The 20,084-nt window shown below is 36.0% G+C and carries 15 protein-coding genes; 3 read left to right on the top strand and 12 right to left on the bottom strand.

Annotated elements, in window-relative coordinates; translation table 11 throughout:
- Positions 1-22: 22 nt before the first annotated feature.
- The 6 genes from N1I80_RS09085 to N1I80_RS09060 all read right to left on the bottom strand — a co-directional run bounded on the left by N1I80_RS09085 (position 23) and on the right by N1I80_RS09060 (position 8,565).
- Positions 23-1,021, bottom strand: a complete 999-nt coding sequence (locus tag N1I80_RS09085; protein ID WP_340737559.1) for a DUF4340 domain-containing protein — start codon at positions 1,019-1,021, stop codon at positions 23-25.
- Complete coding sequence (locus tag N1I80_RS09080) at positions 1,018-1,695, bottom strand: YesL family protein (protein WP_340737558.1); 678 nt, start codon at positions 1,693-1,695, stop codon at positions 1,018-1,020. The genes N1I80_RS09085 and N1I80_RS09080 overlap by 4 nt, the downstream gene beginning before the upstream one ends.
- A 5-nt stretch (positions 1,696-1,700) precedes the next feature.
- Positions 1,701-3,206, bottom strand: a complete 1,506-nt coding sequence (locus tag N1I80_RS09075; RefSeq protein WP_340737557.1) for a response regulator transcription factor — start codon at positions 3,204-3,206, stop codon at positions 1,701-1,703.
- A gap of 4 nt (positions 3,207-3,210) precedes the next feature.
- The gene (locus N1I80_RS09070; RefSeq protein WP_340737556.1) at positions 3,211-5,007 is read right to left on the bottom strand and encodes a cache domain-containing sensor histidine kinase; all 1,797 of its coding nucleotides are present in this window, start codon (positions 5,005-5,007) and stop codon (positions 3,211-3,213) included.
- A gap of 54 nt (positions 5,008-5,061) precedes the next feature.
- Positions 5,062-7,374, bottom strand: a complete 2,313-nt coding sequence (locus N1I80_RS09065; protein ID WP_340737555.1) for a glycosyl hydrolase family 95 catalytic domain-containing protein — start codon at positions 7,372-7,374, stop codon at positions 5,062-5,064.
- A gap of 366 nt (positions 7,375-7,740) precedes the next feature.
- Positions 7,741-8,565, bottom strand: coding sequence for an AraC family transcriptional regulator (locus tag N1I80_RS09060; RefSeq protein ID WP_340737554.1), 825 nt, complete (start codon positions 8,563-8,565; stop codon positions 7,741-7,743).
- Between the two features lie 119 nt (positions 8,566-8,684).
- On the opposite strand from N1I80_RS09060, the gene N1I80_RS09055 reads away from it, so the two are divergent.
- Genes N1I80_RS09055 through N1I80_RS09045 form a run of 3 tightly spaced genes read left to right on the top strand, consistent with a single transcriptional unit; the run spans position 8,685 to position 12,697 of the window.
- Complete coding sequence (locus N1I80_RS09055) at positions 8,685-10,727, top strand: beta-galactosidase (RefSeq protein WP_340737553.1); 2,043 nt, start codon at positions 8,685-8,687, stop codon at positions 10,725-10,727.
- A 27-nt stretch (positions 10,728-10,754) separates the two neighbouring features.
- Positions 10,755-11,747, top strand: a complete 993-nt coding sequence (locus N1I80_RS09050; protein WP_340737552.1) for a Gfo/Idh/MocA family protein — start codon at positions 10,755-10,757, stop codon at positions 11,745-11,747.
- Between the two features lie 17 nt (positions 11,748-11,764).
- Positions 11,765-12,697 carry an aldo/keto reductase gene (locus tag N1I80_RS09045; RefSeq protein WP_340737551.1) on the top strand — a complete coding sequence of 311 codons (933 nt, stop codon included), beginning with the start codon at positions 11,765-11,767 and terminating at the stop codon, positions 12,695-12,697.
- A 69-nt stretch (positions 12,698-12,766) separates the two neighbouring features.
- Here N1I80_RS09045 and N1I80_RS09040 read toward each other — a convergent pair whose 3' ends face one another.
- The 6 genes from N1I80_RS09040 to N1I80_RS09015 all read right to left on the bottom strand — a co-directional run bounded on the left by N1I80_RS09040 (position 12,767) and on the right by N1I80_RS09015 (position 20,073).
- The gene (locus N1I80_RS09040; protein WP_445683701.1) at positions 12,767-14,518 is read right to left on the bottom strand and encodes a cellulase family glycosylhydrolase; all 1,752 of its coding nucleotides are present in this window, start codon (positions 14,516-14,518) and stop codon (positions 12,767-12,769) included.
- Positions 14,519-15,493: 975 nt separating this feature from the next.
- A complete protein-coding gene (locus N1I80_RS09035) occupies positions 15,494-16,462 on the bottom strand; it encodes a sugar phosphate isomerase/epimerase family protein (RefSeq protein ID WP_340737550.1) in 969 nt (322 codons plus the stop codon).
- 30 nt (positions 16,463-16,492) lie between these two features.
- On the bottom strand, positions 16,493-17,518 hold the full coding sequence (locus N1I80_RS09030) for a Gfo/Idh/MocA family protein (protein WP_340737549.1): 1,026 nt from the start codon (positions 17,516-17,518) through the stop codon (positions 16,493-16,495).
- 27 nt (positions 17,519-17,545) lie between these two features.
- Entirely contained in the window at positions 17,546-18,304 is a 759-nt protein-coding gene (locus N1I80_RS09025) for a sugar phosphate isomerase/epimerase family protein (RefSeq protein WP_340737548.1), read from the bottom strand.
- 36 nt (positions 18,305-18,340) lie between these two features.
- Positions 18,341-19,159 carry a carbohydrate ABC transporter permease gene (locus N1I80_RS09020; RefSeq protein WP_340740007.1) on the bottom strand — a complete coding sequence of 273 codons (819 nt, stop codon included), beginning with the start codon at positions 19,157-19,159 and terminating at the stop codon, positions 18,341-18,343.
- Positions 19,160-19,173: 14 nt separating this feature from the next.
- Positions 19,174-20,073: a carbohydrate ABC transporter permease gene (locus tag N1I80_RS09015; RefSeq protein WP_340737547.1), complete on the bottom strand. Its 900-nt coding sequence runs from the start codon at positions 20,071-20,073 to the stop codon at positions 19,174-19,176.
- Positions 20,074-20,084: the final 11 nt, after the last annotated feature.

The following is a 20,084-nucleotide window of genomic DNA, read 5'->3' as shown; positions in this document are numbered from 1 at the left end:
GCTGCTAATCTGAGAAGTACGTTTAGTTTTGATTAGTAATCAGCTTTATCATTTCAAAGAATTCCTTCTTCTCGATAATAAAATCGGCTTTATGATCAATAAATACCGCAAAACTCTTGTTATTATAAGGTACAAACTCTACTTTCACTTCATTTTCTCCCTTATCACTATCGAGTATCGTATAGATCATCGTTGCTGCTGGTGGGCCATACTTTGCATCCCCTATTTCTTCCTTCACCGATAATCCAGCGATACTCTTGTATAACTGTCTAAATTTATTTGCCTCAATTTCATCACCATTTATATCAATAGTAAATCCGAGGTCCAGATTTTCTTGATGTTCAACAGTAATGGCTACTTCTTGATCAGTGAATTGAATAGTTAGCTGCTTTAAAACATCTATCGCAACTATTTTCACAAACTTCTCAACAATATCGAAAGCTTGGTAACTATAGGGCTCCAAAGCGCTGCTATGTATCGTGAAGACCCTATCGTCAGTTTCTAACTTTGCATAACGTGATTCGCTAGTTGCTGGCACACCAATTAGTATAGTCTCTTCCTTGTCCTTAGAAGCGATACTTATTTTGAAATTAGCATTTACCAAACCATATTCCTCTAAACTTTTCTCATTTCCAGTTAAAATCTCTCCCCTTTTTATATTAGCCAATCCATATAATATATCGGACATTTTATTATATTTGACACTGTAGACGTTTTTATACGGTTGATGCACATACCAACCGCTAAGATTTGTTCTAACCTCTTCTTCTGAATAAGGAGAGGTTGGTAATAATTCAATCCTTTCGCCGCGGTTATCAATAATAATTTTATTTACTTCTTCAGTTGTTATTTGAAAAACTAAAGTTTCTTGTGAGTTTTGATTAGTGTCTACTGTAATGGAATCCGTTTGTATGTCTTTTACCTCAGCTTGTAAATCTTGTTTTTTCCCATTTGAAAATAGTATTACTACTCCGCCAAGTAACAAGACTATTGCTACTCCGACTTTAATCGTAAACTTCATGCAACATTCGCCCCATTCTCTGACAGCTCTACCTTCAATCGTTCTAATGGTTCACGTAAATTATACATAATGAAATAGACTAACAAACTTATTGAAAAGAGCGAGCTGATGCTCGGGAAATTAATAGAAATAATTGCAAATGCAATCAAACTAGTTATATTCACTAGCGACGCTTTGAGGAATTTGAAATTAGAATAAATAGAAATAATAAAAAGACTTTTAATTTTCACTTCGAATCTTGATATAATCGGAAATGCATAGAGCATAATAAATAGACAGATTAGCAAAAGTATCAAAAAGAAAGGTGATAGAATATTATCATTACTAGTTGAGTAATGTACATCTATTAACAATATGAAGATAATGGATAACTGGATCATCCAATACTTCATTGTTATGAAAAAATTAGCTTTATAAGCTTTGAAGTATTCAGAAGTTGGATTCATCTCCTTTTCCCTAACCAATTTACCCATAGTAGAGAAAAGTGCTGTGATAGAAGGCCCCATCGGTATGGAGGCTATAAAAAATAAGAGAATATTTTCAAAAGTAAAATCCGCTAAATAGAATACTAGAAAAAAAAGACTATTACATAGTACAAAATAGAAATTGGTAACAAGGAAGTAATATACATACTTCATAATAATATATATCGGTCGATCTATAATTGATTTCATTATCATTACTCCCCTAAATTATTTTGCATTTGAAATTCTTTTGGACTCATTCCTTCATACAATCTGAAGTTTTTATAAAAATAATCACTATTTGAGTAGCCCACTAGGTCAGAAATTTCATAAATTTTATATCTCTTATTTTTCATTAACTTTTTAGCATTTTTTATTCTAATTCGATGTAAATAAACATTAAAAAACTCTCCTGTTTGTTGCTTAAAAGTTTTACCTAAATATGCACTATTATAATGAAATAAGTCCGCAATTAATTTTAGACTTATATCCTCATGATAGTGATTATTAATATATTTTTTAATTTCATCTATTATGTTTCCTTTCATCGTTGTGTAAGCGCTTAACAAATAACTAATGGACGAAAGTTCTTCTTGAATATATATACATATACCTCGTAAATTGGCCTGCTTATTAATATTAGTAGCAAAAATTTCTTTAGATATAATTTCTACATCGGGATATTTTTTTGTTATCATGTCAAATATCGAAATAAAAGATGCAATCATTTCCGCACTTATCCGTTCTTTCGAATAACCAGTCACCTTGTAGTATTGTTCTAGCTTTACTATTTCTTTCTCTATATTCCTTTCATCACCTAACTCCACATAATCATATAGTAGTTGTTTGTTTAGACTTTTAAAAAGCTGATTATCAACTTTGTTTAATTCCTCCAACTTCTCATAGTCCACCATAGCTTCTTCACTAAAACAAAAATAAACATCAGCCAACTCTTTAGTTTGTAAATAAGATTGATTAATTTTCTCCGTTCCATAAACTGAACTTCCAACTAACATTGCAATATTTTCATCGTCATTTAAGCTAAATTTTTTTTGCGCTTCCACTAAAAACCTTTTCACTTCCGCTTCTTCTTTGTTAACAAACAATACATGATTGTAATTTTCTTTTCTAACTACATATATTTGCTCACTATTTTGGCTAATTAGCCAATGATAATTAGCTTGTTTAATTTCAGACGATATTCGAGCAACTTGAAACTTTTTCCCGTGCAATTCCTTCATTATATTTTCCGAAACATCTTCTAAATTTCCATCCAATAAAGCACGGAATGATTTGTCCCTATTCATCTGGTCATATAAAGCTAATTGCTCCTGTCTTTTTTGCTCCTCAGCCCTATCAAGAGCAATTCTGGAAATGTTTTGTATTAATTCATCTTCGTCTATTGGTTTTAATAAATAAGATTCAATTCCCAATGCCATTAGTTCTTTGGCATAGGAAAAATTTGAATATGCCGTTAAAATAATAAATTTACAAGTAATATTTTCTTCCTTTACTTTGTGTATTAACTCAATACCAGAAAATCCAGGCATCTGAATATCTAACAATACTACATCGGGTTGATATGAACGAATTTTATTTAAACCATCGGGTCCGTCTATTCCTACATCACACACCTTGTATCCATAATCAGCCCAGGAAATAATGCTTCTCAAACCTTCTCTAATAATAGATTCATCATCAATTATTAGTAATTTCAGCATCTTATCAAATCCTTTCTGAAATTGGCATATATATAATAACAGTTGTCCCTTTTCCTAATTTACTCTGCATAGTTATACCGTATTTTTTTCCGTAATATAACTTTATCCTTTTATTAACATTATGCAAGCCTATTCGGTTCGAAGTCTCTTGCATCTCATTTATTTCATCGAGTTCTTTTGTTAGTTCTTCAATTTTTGATTGCGCTATTCCCACACCATTATCAATTACTTTTATGACGAGATTGTTATTCTCTTCCAAAATAATCACTTGAACAAAAATATTTTCAGTTGTATTTACAATGCCATGTATGATGGAGTTTTCGACTAAAGGCTGAAGCAACAAGGGAAACATTTCATATTTTTCAATATCACATGCTATATCAAATTTATAATTAATCTTATTACCAAATCTTAATTTTTGTATATCCAAATATGTTTTGATTAGATCTATTTCGGATTTTAATGGTACGGGTTGATTCGTTACTTCTAGGCTATAACGCATCATTTTTCCCATCATTTTAACGATGGTTGCTACTTCCTGATCTTTATTGATTACTGCTTTCATTCGAATCATTTCTAACGTGTTATATAAGAAATGTGGGTTAATTTGACTGGCTAACATTTTAAACTCTGATTCTTTTTGTTTTCTCTTCCATTGCTCTTCGTTGATTTTGTGAATATATACTTCATTAATGAGTTGTTGTATACTCTCAACAGTCGAGTCTAAATCTCTATAAACCTCACCAATCTCATCGCCTCCCAAATCTCGTTTGTCTATTTTGAAACTTCCCTTTGCGACATTATCCATAGCATTTCTTAATATATAAATACGACGGTCAAATGATTTAATAAACAAAGCAATTAAGCTAATTGAGATAAGCAGACTCAAAATAACAATAGTAAATCCCCGAATCAAAATATCATTTGAATCTTTAATCACATCCTTAACCGGGATTATTGCAGCAATCTGAATTTCATTTAATAACGTCTTTTTTGGTTGAAATGAGCGCAAATAAATTTTCACTTGTTCATTTTTGAAATCTGCATCAAAGATAATAGATTCTTCACCTTTTGAAAACGTTTGATTATGAATGAAATAAGGCCTTCTCCCTATCATGTCTGGATTTTTACTATGAACTATTTTTTCATAATCTAATGAAATATACACATCAAATAATTCCTTTTTTGAGATGGAGGTCAGATTTCCTGGCGATATATATATAGTTAAAATGCCCAGTAATTCGTCCTTTTCTCCATAGACAGCTCTTGTTAAAGTCAAATAATTTTCATTTGTCCATTTATCGGTTATAAACTCCCAGGATATCCGACCTTCTTTTCCAACTGCTTTTTTATACCAAGACTGACTTCTAACATCTTCATCAGCATAAATAAAATGCGAATCAGTTATCATTTCTTTCGTCATAAAGAATCGGATATTCTCAACCTCATTGTAATACTTTAAATATTCATCAAAAATCGGATTTTTTTTATAAGCATTATAAATTTCAAGATTATTCTCATATGATTGGCCTAATAATCGCTTAAGATCCCCATTAATATAGATAAGATCTGATATACTAGTCGCTCGATCTAATGTCGTATTTAATCTCATTTCAAGCTTATCAACGTTGGCATTTACTTCATTTATTGTATTGTTTAAGACGACATCTCTCATACTATAGTTCAAATAAAATCCGACTAATAGAATTGGGATGACAGTCGCAATCAAATAAATACCTAGCAGCTTAATCTTAATTTTTTGACCCGTTAATGAAAGGATCACTTTATTAAAAAATTTCATTGCATTCATACCCTTTACAACTAGTAGTTGGAATCTTACTAACCAAAAGTAATCTTATAGAGTAATAGTAATTGTAGTCATGTTATTCGCAAAAAGCTGTAGCTTCCATTTCCCTTGTTCTTGCCAAGCATCAGATGACGATAGACAAGTTACAGTAGCTTTAGGGAATAAGGGGATATCCAAAAACACTTCTTGATGGATAGCTGAAAGAATCTTTATGGTGGCTTCTCCCCTATTAATATCCCATTTGAATTCTTCGACTTTAATCTGTTTCGCTAAAGAAACACCCGAAAGCATGCCTTGGGGTATTTGAACAGGTAATGCTTGTAACAATGTAATTCTACCAGGGCGCCCATCTACTATCATTTCGTTAATAATCTGCGGTATCGCTCCATTGCCATCAACATTAAAGACATCTTTATTATTATAATGAGAAGTCATTAATGTTGAGTACATAGAATCATTCTTAATCATCATCTGTAGAATTTCATAGACAAGCTCTTTTTTATTAAATTGTGTCGCACATAGGGCAGCATGCATTCTTCCATGGGTAGAAGATGTATCTGCATCCGGATTCCGCAACCAAGCTTCAAGTCGCTTATCGAAAGCCTTTTTCGAAGCAGCCCATAATTCAGGTTTTGTCTCAGCCGTAAATTCTCGACTTTGAAAAATAGGATATAGATGAGAGAAGTGACGATGATTGTAATTTTCCGCTTTCTCTTCAGTTATCCACTCCTTGAGAACGCCTTCATCATTGATCATATAATCCGGTAGTTTTTCTAGCATTTTTGTCCACTTGACTATTTCGGGAGAATCAATACCAAGTTCCTTATGACCTTCTATTAAATTTCGTAATACCTCTTTTGCTACTGCAATATCTTGTGTTGAATTATCACCGCAGCCATTTTCCGCTGAATAAGAAGGTGTAAAATGATAGGTCCCTTGTGAATCCTCAATTAAAAAGTCTTCGTAAAAGAGTGCACATTCTTTTAAATAGGGAATGGCTTCACTTTCTAAAAACTCTGTATCGCCAGTATGTAAATAATATTGGTAGAACCAATGACCTAGCCAACCAGCCCCGCATGTCCAAAATTGTAATGGCCATTCTTCATTCCAATGAAAGTGTTTCCCTGTATTACTCGAATGAGCTGAAGCCATAATCCCTCTGCTCCCATAATACAATTTTGCATTTTCTCTAAATTCAGGGATGAATTCTTTAATTAACCTAAAAAATCCGTGTATACCTTCTACTAAATTACATGATAGGGCAGAAGCAATAGATAATTGAACATTTGTATCGAATGTATAATCCCCACTCCACGCAGGCTCAAATGTCCCTGTCCAAATCCCTTGAAGGTTAGGCGATAATTCACCTGCACTGCAAATAAACATATATCGACCGGAATCATATAGTTTTTCTATTAATGCTAATGGTATTTGATGAGTTCGCTTTGTTTCGTCTATCAGTTCCTCAATAGACTTTTTACGCTCTTCAACATTTGCTAGTTGTAGTGTAACCCGATTAAATATTTCAGCATGAATCTTCTTATGGCGCATTAGAAGTAATTCATAAGATGGCTGTAATAATTGAAAGTCACTACCCTCTATTGCTGCCCCGACCTCATCCGATTGACATGTATCTATTTTAATTAATAGTATTATTTCTTGTGCATGCTCGACGGAAAGAATATTGTTATTTATGCTGACGTTACCCTCGGGAGCCTCAATCCGCATCTCTACACGGTACCCGTCCCCAGTTTTTACGTACACATTATTCAAGCTTATTTTATCATGTCGAATTTCTCTTTGATGGTCTATTAAACTATGTTTGTAATCTTCTATTTCTAAACGGCAGCACACGTCCCTTGCATCATTTTGGATTGTATGAACAATAACATTATCGGCTCGTGAAACAAATGTATTTCTGTTATGTAGAACATCATTTCCATCTTGAAATTTAACAATAATTTCTCCCGTCTCGAAATTCACACTACGTGAATAGTTCGTCACATCTTTAATGTCAGATTCGATATATAGATGAAAAGCCGGATGAAAGGGATCACTCATCGTTAAACCTTGGTAACCTAATTCCTGCGCTTTTTCATAAAAAAAAGCTTGCGCTGCCTCATAGCCCTGTTCGTGGATGATATTCCTTAACTTTTCGAGATATGGGGCCATATTTGGAAGTTGCTGATTCGTTCCTTGCGCTAAATATAAACGGCTATGATTACCAATAATCGTTTCTTTTTCAGGGTTTCCAAATACCATTACACCCTGTTCACCATTTCCACTTACCATTGCTTCTTCCCAATTTTCAGAATGAACCTTATTCCAAGCACCTCTAATAGGATACATATTAGTAATCACTATTTTCACCCTCTTCTTTATTAGTTTGATTTTCATTTAATAAGACTGCTATCTATCGGCATTCTAAAACTAAGTTTAACTTATGAACTTAGTTAATTATAAAGAACTTCCTATTCGAATTCAACCCAATTTATTGAAAACAAAGAATAAACATTCCTTTCTGACTAGTTAACAGTGCATAATAAAAATCCCTTCAAAATAAAGGGACTTTTACTTCAGCTTTGTAACATATTTATTACGTCTATTGATTAACAAAAAATGATTGGATCTCCAAGCCTTTATTAACCTGTGACTTAGGCAAGTAAACGGTTAATGAACAGACGTGCATATTTAAGCTACTAAAACCACTTGCATCCATGAATGGTTTTAGTGGAGGCGTCGAAAATGCTCTGGTGGTAATCCAACTATTCTTTTAAACGTTGCAATAAAGTGACTTACAGACCTAAATCCTACTTTTTTAGAGACAAAGTTAATCGTGATTTCTTCAGAATCAAATAAAATTTGCTTTGCTTTTCGAATTCGGAGATTAAGAAAATAAGCGTAAGGAGAAATACGGAATGTTTCTTGAAAAAGTATATTAAGTCGACGCGGCGATATACCAAGATAACTTGCGAATTCGCTAACCCCAATATTAGGATTTGAAATATTAATCATCATCCAGTTAATAAGTGGTTGCAGGAATTCCAATTTTTCTGAGACATCCGAATTCCTCTGTACTCCCGCATAATTATTAATGGTTAATAAAAATTGATAGACATAAGTAGATGTCATTATTCCAAACGCATCATCTGTCCGTTTAACCTTATCTACTAAATCGATAATATGAACATTGATCGGACTTTCTGTTTCCCAGCAATAAATAGCATCAGTCTTTAATCCTATATATTCCAATAGATCCGCTATCATTCTTCCATCAAATGTTAAATATACAGTCCGCCATGTATCAGTAATTGCTTGATAGCTATGCGGCATATGCGGACTGAGCAATACGCCACTATTTTCACATAAAGAGATCGTATTTCCTGCAATAGAAATACTCCCCTCCCCACTTATTGTTTGAAGCCAATGGTAAGAAGGATACCCTTGTGGGCGGTTCAATCTTTCTTGATTTTGATTATAACCAATGCTTTCTGCATAAATCGGCATTGGTTTGTTCTGTAGCGGAGATAAGACTACTCGATCATGTAACATTGCAACTATTCCTCTCCAAAATGCCGTTTTCTTATATCCTAAACATAAATCTTATATTTAAAAGACTAAGTATTAAGACTATAATGATTTTATATTATATTGGAAAGGTGGAGAAAGCAATGATTAATGACAGATTACCAAAGTTTTGGTATGGAGGAGATTATAATCCAGAACAATGGGACGAAGACATCTGGAACGAAGATATCCGCATGTTTAAACTTGCTGGTATTGATGTTGCAACACTCAATGTTTTTGCCTGGGCACTCAACCAACCAAACGAAGATACGTATAATTTTAAAGAGCTCGATGCAACAATTGATCGATTATATGCCAATGGGATTTACACTTGCCTAGGAACTAGCACAGCCGTACACCCAGCATGGATGGCCAAGAAATACCCCGACGTACTACGCGTTGATTTTCAAGGGAGAAAGAGAAAATTTGGCGGCAGACATAATTCCTGTCCAAACAGTCCAACGTATCGAACATATGCACAACGAATGGCTGACAAATTAGCAGAGCGATATAAGGACCACCCTGCTGTTTTAGTTTGGCATGTCTTTAATGAATACGGTGGGTATTGTTATTGTGATCAATGCGCAACCGCATTTCGTAGATGGTTAAAAGAACGTTATGAGACGATTGAAGCAGTTAATCATGCATGGAACACCTCCTTTTGGGGCCATACCTTTTACGAATGGGATGAAATTGTTCCGCCGAATATATTAAGCGAAGAGTGGGAAGGTAACCGCACGAATTTCCAAGGAATATCACTAGATTACCGACGCTTCCAATCTAACAGTCTATTAGAATGTTTTAAATTGGAAAGAGATGCAATTCGTAAGCATACACCTCATATTCCAATTACAAATAATTTGATGGGGCTTTATCCTGAATTGGATTATTTCAAATGGGGTAAAGAAATGGATATCGTTTCATGGGATAACTACCCATCAATTGATACGCCAATCAGTATGACTGCTATGACTCATGATTTAATGAGAGGGCTCAAAGGTGGCCAGCCATTCATGTTAATGGAACAAACGCCGAGTCAGCAAAACTGGCAGGCTTACAACTCTTTAAAGCGCCCTGGTGTCATGCGTTTATGGAGTTATCAAGCTGTATCACGCGGGGCTGACACAGTTCTATTTTTTCAATTACGACGTTCCGCTGGCGCTACGGAAAAGTATCATGGTGCTGTAATTGAACATGCCGGACACGAGAATACGCGTGTATTCCGGGAAGTAGCTGAACTAGGTAAAGAATTAGGTAAACTATCTGATCAACTAATAGATGCACGCATAGAAGCAAAGGTAGCTATTGTATTTGACTGGGAAAATCGATGGGCTATCGAATTATCTAGTGGTCCCTCCATTGCTTTAGACTATGTAAAAGAAGTACACAAATACTATGATGCTTTTTATCAACATAATATCCAAGTAGACATGATTGGCGTTGAAGAGGATCTAAGTAAGTATGATATCGTCATTGCTCCCGTCTTATATATGGTGAAAGAAGGATACGCCAATAAACTAGAAGCATTTGTTAAAGGTGGCGGAACATTTTTAACTACTTTCTTTAGCGGGATTGTAAATGATAATGATCTTGTCACTATAGGTGGCTATCCTGGAGAATTAAGAAATATGCTAGGTATTTGGGCAGAAGAAATTGATGCATTACATCCAGATAACAAAAATCGCATCGTTATGAAAGACAAAGTTGGTTACTTAGAGGGGGAATACGAATGTAACCTATTATTTGACTTAATTCATTCTGAAGGTGCTGAAGTATTAGCTGTATACGGAGATGACTTTTACGAAGGTATGCCCGTAGTGACCAAGAATAAATTCGGAGAAGGCAATGCTTGGTACATCGCTTCTAGTCCAGACCAGGATTTTTTACAAGGATTGGTAGCTAACTTATGTGAAGAAAAAGGTATTAAATCTCTATTGAATTCTAATAAAGGAATCGAAGTATCTGAACGTGTAAAAAATAATAAATCTTACTTATTCGTCATGAATCACAATGATGAAACAAGCCAGTTTGAATTAGGTACAGATAAGAAAATTGATTTATTAACTCGCAAAACTCTGACCGGGACAATATCCTTGGAAGCTCGTGGGGTCATGATTTTAGCTAGTGATATGCTAGGTGATTTATAGTTTTTTAATCTGAGGAGGCGCTGCATAATGACAGCTGAAAAAGTTCGTTGGGGTATTATGAGTACTGCCCGTATTGGCAAACGTTCTGTAATTCCAGGTATACAAGAGTCCAAATGGAATGTTGTGGAAGCAGTCGCAAGCCGTTCTTTAGAGAATGCTCAAGCCTTTGCTGATGAATTAGGCATTCCAAAAGCATATGGTAGTTATGAAGATTTACTAAATGATCCTGCAATTGACGCGGTCTATATTCCACTTCCAAATCACTTACATAAGGAGTGGACAATTAAAGCTGCTAAGGCTGGCAAACATATTTTATGTGAAAAACCAATTGCTTTAGACGAAGCAGAAGCAACAGAAATGGTTGACACTTGTAACAAAGCAGGTGTTATTCTAGCCGAAGCCTATATGTATCTTCATCAAAAAAGATATGAAGATATTAAAATTCGGATTGCTAATGGTGAAATCGGGGATGTCCGTGGCATTCATGGCGTCTTCACATTTAATGGCGCTAAAGATATGAGTAATATCCGTTTTACAAAAGAATGGGGCGGAGGCTCGATTTATGATGTAGGCTGTTACCCTATTAACGCTGCTAGGTTTTTGCTTGGCGAAGAGCCTTCAGCGGTAACTGCTCATGCCTTTTTCTCTCCAGACCATGGCAACGTCGATATGATGGCTTCTGGAATAATGGAGTTTTCCAATGGCGTTGCCTTAACATTTGATTGTGGGATGTGGGCTGAGTTTCGCAATGAGCTCGAAATTCTCGGTTCAAAGGGTAGAATTGTACTGAAAGAAGCATTCCTTGGAGACCAATCATACGAAATTATTAAAGACGGACAAACTAAAAAAATCATCGAGGATAATAGTAATCCTTATGCATTACAAGTCGATAATCTCGCAGAGAGTATACGTAACGGAAAACCAACTAAATTTCCAACAGATGATATTATTAGTAATATCAAAGCGATAAAAGGGACTCTTATTTCAGCTGAGAAACAAGAAAGGGTTCTTTTACGCTAAAAGATTGGGGGATGACAATGCGAAATATTCAAATCGGAAACCTAAAGAAAACAACAACTGAACTAATAATGGGAACTGATTACTTTACACCAGAAATTATGGATACAGTCACCGAGGTACTCGAAAATTATATTCATATCGGCGGAAATATTATCGATACAGCATTCGTTTATACAGGCGGAAAAAGTGAACAAGCAATTGGTATCTGGATGGAAGAAAACAAGCGTCGTGATGATGTCCTGCTGCTAACAAAAGGTGGTCACCCTACTAAAGAAGGTTCACAAATCAATAAACAAGCCATCGACGAAGAACTAAAAATCAGCTTGGAAAGACTTCGAACTGACTACGTTGAGCTTTATGCCCTTCATCGTGATGACCCTTCTGTACATGTAGGTGAAATACTAGAAATATTAAATGAGCATGTAGAAGCAGGTAGAATTGGCACTTTCGGAGGTTCCAATTGGTCTATTAAACGACTTCAAGAAGCAAATGACTATGCGGAAAACCATGGATTAGTAGGTTTTTCCTTTAGTAGCCCTAACTTAAGCTTGGCAAAAGCACAGTCACCTTATTGGCCCGATTGTGTATCCGTTGATGATTCAATTCTCGCCTGGCATGAAAAATCTAATCTCCCTCTTCTTTCATGGTCTTCACAAGCACGCGGATTTTTCACTGGTCGCTTCACACCAGAAGACCGATCAAACGAAGATTTAGTTCGGGTTTTCTATAATGACGCCAACTGGGAACGATACCGTAGAGCAGAGCAATTGGCAAAAGAAAAAAACGTAGAAACAATTCAAATTAGCCTAGCTTATGTCTTAAATCAATCATTTCCAACAGCTGCAATTATAGGACCACAAAATCATACGGAAATGCTTTCTTGTAGAGATGCTACTGAAATTGCCTTATCAGAAGATGAGATTAGGTGGCTTGATCTTCGTACAACGTAAAAAAGAACCAGAACATTGAATCTTTTCATTCAATGTTCTGGTTTATTTTAATCTACCTGCAGCCGCTATCTAGTTTTGAAACTTCAGCCACAACACTTTCATCATTAACTGAATTGTTGGTTCTTCTACTTCGGAAATACCTACTATATCGTCCCCATCTTTTATAATTGTATAAGTAAGGACTTCCCCACTCCAGAAATGAAATGTTAACTTTACTTCCCCATCATTTAGCTCATTAAAAAAGGCCTCTTTAAGGATAATCTCATTCTTGTCATAAGCTGGAGAGAATGTATAAGCAAACTCCTTGTAAGAAGTCCAATTTTGCGGTCCTGCAAAATCACCATTTTTATACACCGCCTCCATTGTGGCGAGATTATCACCATTAAACAAGGTAGGAATTGCAAAATCACTAGTTGTCCCCTCTGTATTCTGAAGGCTCGGCTTATCATAGGTAATCACTTTAATGAACCAATCGACACCTTTATTGAATTTGGCCGCTACTACTGCATTTTCTCCCAGTTCTCCTGATGACGTAAGTTCGGCAAGTAAATTTGCTTTAATGGTCAATATATTGTTATTCAGCTCATAATCCTGTCCATACGTCAATTCTTCATCGTTCCAAGTGAGCGACTCGAACTGATTTCCGTTCAAATCAAGGTTGATCTCGATATCCTGAATTTCAATATCTTTTTTCAAATAGATAAAATTAGATTCAGCTACCGCTGAACGCGTCTCCCAACTAGCTTTCATCATATTATATAGTTCCTCGTTCGACCATTTGAAAGATTTTCTTCCAAAATGTTGGCCATTATCCCATAACATATGTGTCAACTGTTTTTCCTGGGCATAATGAGTCATATATTCGAAAAACTTCAGTTTTTCTCCCTGTTGTATAGCATTAATATCTGTGTCGAATCCAAGTAATCCATATTCACCAATAATTACGGGAATACCATTCGCCACAAACTTGTTATGCACACGGTCGAACGTTTCGATAATATCATTTTTCGAAACCTCGTCAAAACGAGTGTTACCCGCAATATTCACACTGAATGGCCAGAAGCCATAATAGTGGACAGTTGAAATGAGATTCGGATCATTTAGTTCACTAATCGTATCATAAAGCGCATCTAATTTTTCCGGTTCAGAACCAGTATTCAAAGTAGGAAGCACAAGTGGTCTACTATCATTATTCCCACCTGATTCTCTGACAATTTGATAGAAAGAGGTATTCAGTTCCTTTAGATATCCCTCATAATTTTCCGATTCAGAATCCCAAAATTGTGGTTCATTTATACTCTCAAACATCAGTTCAATAGAATGGTTTTTAAAGCGTTCAGCAAGCTGAGTCCAAATAGCATTATAACGAGCAAGAGTTTCATCATGACTTGCTTCCATTCCCTCTGCTAGCCATATCCATGAATCATGATGGATATTGATCATCACATACAAGTCTTCCTCCAGCGACCATTTAACGACCTGGTCAACCCGGTTAAGGAAGTTTGCATCTATCACATAGCCAGGTCCCCCTCCTATTCGTCCATCAAATGTAATGGGAATTCGAATACTTTTATAGCCCTGTGCGGCAATCTGTCCAATAAACTCTTTCGTAACACGAGGATTCCCCCAAGCTGTTTCATCAGTTCCTACCGCATCAAATGTATTGCCTAAATTCCATCCAGGCTGCATATTATTCACATATGTTTGAATGTCGAAGTCTGCATTCTCATCAGCTGCAAAGCTAATGGACGGTAAAAGTAACGCTAGTAATATAATAGCAACAGGCAACAACTTTTTTACTAACCTATAAAATAAATGCACGCCAAATAAATCTTTATTTAAAGTTTTTTTCAAATAAATCCTTCCTCTCCCTTTAATTTTTGTTGTAAAATCAAGCCCAGTACAATATACCAAATTGAGTTGAACAGCCGTCCTCCTTAGTGTATATATTTGTAAGCGCTATCAATATTAATTTTAGCATAGCGAATATTCAGTAAATACCTCGATAATTAGGGTGAAATTCATATATAAAGTAGTGTTATTAGATTAAAACTACTGAAAAAATCACGCCTGTTGATTAACCAAAAAATAACTTAATCAAACACTATGCGTGCTGTATACAGTTCTTTTGGTTCGCTGTGGATTGAATGACTTCTATACCATTACCAGGTTATTTTTATGTATAGGGATGCTTTCGGTAATCCTATGGTGGTCGTTCATCCGTCGCTCTCCAAAGATATAAGTACATAAAGCGCTAATGCTTTTAGGAAAGAAAGAATAGCTGGCTTTTCACTTGGATAAAAGCCGCCAAAGATACAATTTTGGCAGCTGAAGCTTTTACCATGGTCCTTCCCACTGCTATTCTAGTAAGTGTCACATTCTTATAAAACTTGCTAAAAATAAAGTGGGAGCACCTTATACAACGTGCAAAAGTGCCCGAAATTGCATCTTCGGGCACTTACACACTATAGAAAGTCATCTATTCTTTTCTTTCCAAGCAACTATATTTTTCACTTGAACGTTGTAGGTACGCGACAGGCAAGTATTTGCAATAAGATGACTGAAAAGGTGTGTCTAGAAATGACTTCGTCATTTCTAGACACACCTACTTCTACAGTAATCATGTCGTGAATAGTTAGCCGAAAGCGAACCGGAAATGCACCAGTGAAAATGGAGGTTTCCAAGCCTTTACTTACCTGTGATTTATGCAAGTAAATGGTTAATCAACAGACGTGGAAAAAAGTTGTGTTATATGATTTTTTCATACAACACAACTTTACTTATTCATGAATCAAGTTACACCCACCACATATCCGTAGGCTGATCCTTGATCAAAATCGATTTCAAATTCGTTACAGCACGTGAAAATCCTTCATCAATCGACATCAACGGATCTTCATGCTCAATGCTGACCACATAATCATAGCCATATGTGCGTAGTGCACTCATCATATCCGACCACTCTTGAATACTATGTCCACAGCCAACAGATCTAAAGGTCCATGCACGTGTTTGCACATCTCCATAAGATTGCATATCCGTTAGACCATGCATGTTAACATTATCTTGGTCAATGAAGGTATCTTTTGCATGAAAGTGATGTATAGCATTTTCTTTGCCTAAAATTTTAATCGCTGCGACTGGGTCAATCCCCTGCCACCATAGATGACTTGGATCTAAATTAGCTCCAATGGCAGGTGAAGTTGCCTCTCTTAATTTCAACAGCGTATACGGGGTATGCACGGAAAAACCACCGTGAAGTTCGATACCAATTTTCACACCGCTATCTTCTGCCAACTTCCCTATCTCTCTCCAATAAGGAATCAGTTTTTGTTCCCATTGCCAGTTGTAAATATCCGAGTACTCCGTTGGCCACGGGGAAACCGGCCAGCTTGGCAGCTTAGACTCCTCATGAGCACCTGGTATTCCTGAAAATGTATTGACAACTGGCACGCCTAGTAATCCAGCAAGTTTTATCGTTTTCACGAGTGTTTCATGTGCATTTTGTGCCACTTTTTCATCAGGTGAAATGGGATTATTGTGGCAGCTGAACGCGCTAATCATCAGTCCTCGCGACTGCACTTTATCCAAATACTCCTTACGCTTGTCTTCACTAGCTAGTAGCTCATCAACATTACAATGAGCATCCCCTGGATAGCCACCTGTCCCTATTTCAATCGCTTCTACGCCAGCATTTTTCACATGATCTAGCATGTCTTCAAATGATTTTTCTGCGAATAACACCGCGAATACGCCTAGTTTCATAAGTAGTACCTCCTACTGAATCTTCTTCTGTTAGACTTTTTCAATTGTTTTATTTTGATGGGACTTTAAGGCTGCTAGGACGACTTCCAGTGATTTCATCCCCTCTTCTCCGGATACAAGCACATCTGTATCATTGATAATTGCTGATACAAAATGATCAATCACATGTGAGGTATGCTGACCACCTTCTTCATTTGATTGAATCGCACCCAATTCATACTTTACAACTTCACCATTTGTATAGTGCACAATTAGTGAATACTGCGGATCGTCTTCCAACCGAAGTATTGCTTTTTCCCCGTAAATAATCGTTGAATTATCAGATTGCGCGGTGTAGGCCCAGCTTGCCGCAAGTGTGCCAATAATCCCGCTTTCAGACTTCAAAATACAAACAGCGTTGTCATCAATATCTGTGTTTTCTTTGGCATTTGTTTCAACGAATCCAGCGACCTCAACAAATTCTTCACCTAGTAAATAGCGCATCAAATCTGTTTTGTGAACACCTAAGTCACCCATTGCGCCAATAAATGCTTGTTCCTTATTAAAGAACCAACTATTACGCCCATCAATACTCCAAGCCTCTGGTCCTGGATGACCAAATGCGGTACGGAAGCTGTAAATTTTCCCAAGCTCGCCATTAGCAATGAGCTGCCTTGCCTTTTCATGCGAGGAAACAAAACGTTGGTTATGCCCAATCATTAGTTTTTTGTTAGCAACACTTGCAGCTTCAATCATCTGCTGTGCTTCTTCACGTGAAGTTGCCATTGGCTTTTCACATAACACATGCATACCGGCATTTGATGCAGCAATGGAGACAGCTGCATGTAAATAGTTTGGTAGACAAACACTAATCGCATCAATACTACTATCTGCAAGTAGCTCTTCATAATTTGTATACGCTTTAGCATTGTACATTTCGGCAGTTTCTTTTACACGGTCTTCCACACTATCACATACCGCAACAATTTCTACATTCTGATTTGCGGCATATTCAGGTAGGTGCCTTAGCCTAGCGATACTTCCGCACCCTATTACACCTATTTTTAATTTACTCATATTCAAATTCCTCCTCAAGAATTATTATTATTTTTTGTCAAGTATCACGCTAATCGCTTTCACATTTTGTGCGGCACTTTCTACTGGATCTTTCGTAAAGTGTTCTTGTTCAACAATAAACCACTTGACGTTATGCTCTTTCCCTTTTCGAATATAATCAGCTAACGGGAGCGTTCCAGTGCCGAGCTCAGTAGAAATATGCTGATTCCCCTTAATCTTCATATCTTTAATGTGCAATGACACACAACGATTTGCATACTTATCAATAATATCTAGTGGATTATTGCCTGTATAAGAAGCCCAGAAGCAATCTAATTCCATTTTCAAATGATTTGCATCCGTATTTTCAAAGAGAATTTCTAATCCTGTTTTCCCGTCAAACACATCAAACTCAAAATCATGGTTATGATAGCCTAATGTAAATCCTTTGGCATGCACCTTTTCACCAATAGTATTTAATAATTCAGCCGTTCGTTTATAGTCTTCAGCAGTTGTTCGCATATTTTCTGGTAAGTAAGGAACGATAATTAAATCGTTGCCAATCGTTTCATGATATTTCAATGTCTCATCCAGATTATTTTCAAGTTCGGCAATTTGAACATGTGCACCTGCCGCTATAATACCTACTTCATCCATCTTTGCCTTAACCTCTTCAGCCGTATAATCAAAGAATCCTGCAAATTGTGCACCTGTATAACCCATTTTCGCTACCTTTTCAATCATTCCCAATAAATCCTCTGCCATCTCTTCTCGAATTGACCAGAATTGTAAACCTATGCTTCTCATATTTTTTCCTCCTCTAAATGTAAATTCATATGACTCTTACTCTTTTACAGCCCCAGCCGAAATACTACCGACGATATAGCGGGAGAAGAAAAGAAATGCTAGCATAATTGGTACAACTGAAATTGTAATTCCCATATACATTGCTCCTAAATTCTTCGCAACAGGTGATCCGCGAAGTGCTCCCATCATCACTGGTAATGTAAATAAATCCGGAGATTTTAAAATGACAAGTGGAGTAATATAGTTATTCCAAGTCCCTATAAACGTAAATATACCCATTGTTGCAATGGCTGGCATTAAAACAGGGATTACGATACTGTGAAACATTCGAAGTTCTGATGCCCCGTCGATTCTAGCCGCCTCCAACAGCGAAGCATGCATGGTTGTCAGCATATACTGTCTAAAGAAAAAGACCGTAAATGGTGCAGCAATCGCTGGTATGATTAATGGAAGATATGTATCTAGTATACCTAAGGCACTACTTAGATCATATAACCCAATTAACCCCAGTTGACCTGGAACCATCATCATAACTAAAAAGGTAATGAAAATAACATTTTTCCCTTTAAAGTTATAAATCACAAATGCAAAAGCCGTTAGTGCAGAGAAATAAGAATTTAAAAAAGTAACAGAAACAGCAATAATTAAACTGTTTAAAAATCCTCTCCACACATCCATATAACTTGCCAGAATATTATAGTTTTCAAGCGCAGCACTACCTGGCAAAAGAGAAAAACCTCTCAGTATTTCTGCATTTGTTCTAGTAGCATTAATGATCATCATAAAAAATGGAATGAAACATATGACTAATAATAGAATTAACAAAGCGTATAAAGATACTTTTAACAATTTCATTTTATTCACTACGTTCACTCCTGTCCTACATTTTTCCTGTACATCGAACGGAAGGTTACCGCCGAGAAGACTACAGTAATTAAGAACAACCCATATGCAATTGCTGCTGCATAACCAAAGTTGTTATATTTGAAAGCTTGGTTATATAAATAAAGCACCATTGTATTCAACGATCTATCAGGTGCTCCACGTGTATCCGTAAGTAACATTGGTAAATCAAATATCTGTAAACCGCCAATAATCGATGTAATTAATACATACAATAAGATCGGCTTTAATAATGGTAATGTTACGTTAATAAATGATTGCCACCAAGTTGCCCCATCAATATAAGCGGCTTCATAATAGTCCTTTGAAATACCAGATATTCCAGCCATTAAGATAATGAAGGAACTACCAAACCACATCCAAGCACCAATCAAAGCCACTGAGGCTTGTGCATAGGCTGGCTTGTTGAGCCAGTTAATGGGAGAATCGATAATACCAAAGCTCAATAACATTTGATTTAAAGCACCGTGGTTCCAATCTAGTAAAATATTGAAAAGTATAGCGACAGATGCGACTGTAATGATATTTGGCAAATAGAACAAAGCCCTAAATACACCCACACCCTTCATCTTCAAACGAATGTTGGTAAATAGTAATGCTAATCCAAGGGCAATTGTAATTTGTACTACAAAATTTAATCCCCATATTTTAAGTGTATTACCTAAAGATTCGTAGAAAAATGGATCAGTAAATAGCCTCTTATAATTATCGAATAAGATAAAATCGGCATTTCCTATACCGCCCATACCCGAATAATTTGTTAAGCTATAATAAAACGTTAATAAAATTGGATAGATACTAAATACCAAGAACACAATGACAAAAGGCGCTATATAGTAGTATCCTTTACGATTATTAGTCGTCACTTTTCTTCCAC

The organism is Sporosarcina sp. FSL K6-3457, assembly GCF_038007285.1.
GTDB lineage: Bacteria > Bacillota > Bacilli > Bacillales_A > Planococcaceae > Sporosarcina.
The sequence above is the reverse complement of the archived record's forward strand: the minus strand, read 5'-3'. Positions and strand labels throughout refer to the sequence as shown.

Coding starts and splice junctions, on each gene's coding strand:
- N1I80_RS09085 (WP_340737559.1), bottom strand. CDS start 1,021: ATGAAGTTTACGATTAAAGTCGGAGTAGCAATAGTCTTGTTACTTGGC.
- N1I80_RS09080 (WP_340737558.1), bottom strand. CDS start 1,695: ATGAAATCAATTATAGATCGACCGATATATATTATTATGAAGTATGTA.
- N1I80_RS09075 (WP_340737557.1), bottom strand. CDS start 3,206: ATGCTGAAATTACTAATAATTGATGATGAATCTATTATTAGAGAAGGT.
- N1I80_RS09070 (WP_340737556.1), bottom strand. CDS start 5,007: ATGAAATTTTTTAATAAAGTGATCCTTTCATTAACGGGTCAAAAAATT.
- N1I80_RS09060 (WP_340737554.1), bottom strand. CDS start 8,565: ATGTTACATGATCGAGTAGTCTTATCTCCGCTACAGAACAAACCAATG.
- N1I80_RS09055 (WP_340737553.1), top strand. CDS start 8,685: ATGATTAATGACAGATTACCAAAGTTTTGGTATGGAGGAGATTATAAT.
- N1I80_RS09050 (WP_340737552.1), top strand. CDS start 10,755: ATGACAGCTGAAAAAGTTCGTTGGGGTATTATGAGTACTGCCCGTATT.
- N1I80_RS09045 (WP_340737551.1), top strand. CDS start 11,765: ATGCGAAATATTCAAATCGGAAACCTAAAGAAAACAACAACTGAACTA.
- N1I80_RS09035 (WP_340737550.1), bottom strand. CDS start 16,462: ATGAAACTAGGCGTATTCGCGGTGTTATTCGCAGAAAAATCATTTGAA.
- N1I80_RS09030 (WP_340737549.1), bottom strand. CDS start 17,518: ATGAGTAAATTAAAAATAGGTGTAATAGGGTGCGGAAGTATCGCTAGG.
- N1I80_RS09025 (WP_340737548.1), bottom strand. CDS start 18,304: ATGAGAAGCATAGGTTTACAATTCTGGTCAATTCGAGAAGAGATGGCA.
- N1I80_RS09020 (WP_340740007.1), bottom strand. CDS start 19,159: ATGAAATTGTTAAAAGTATCTTTATACGCTTTGTTAATTCTATTATTA.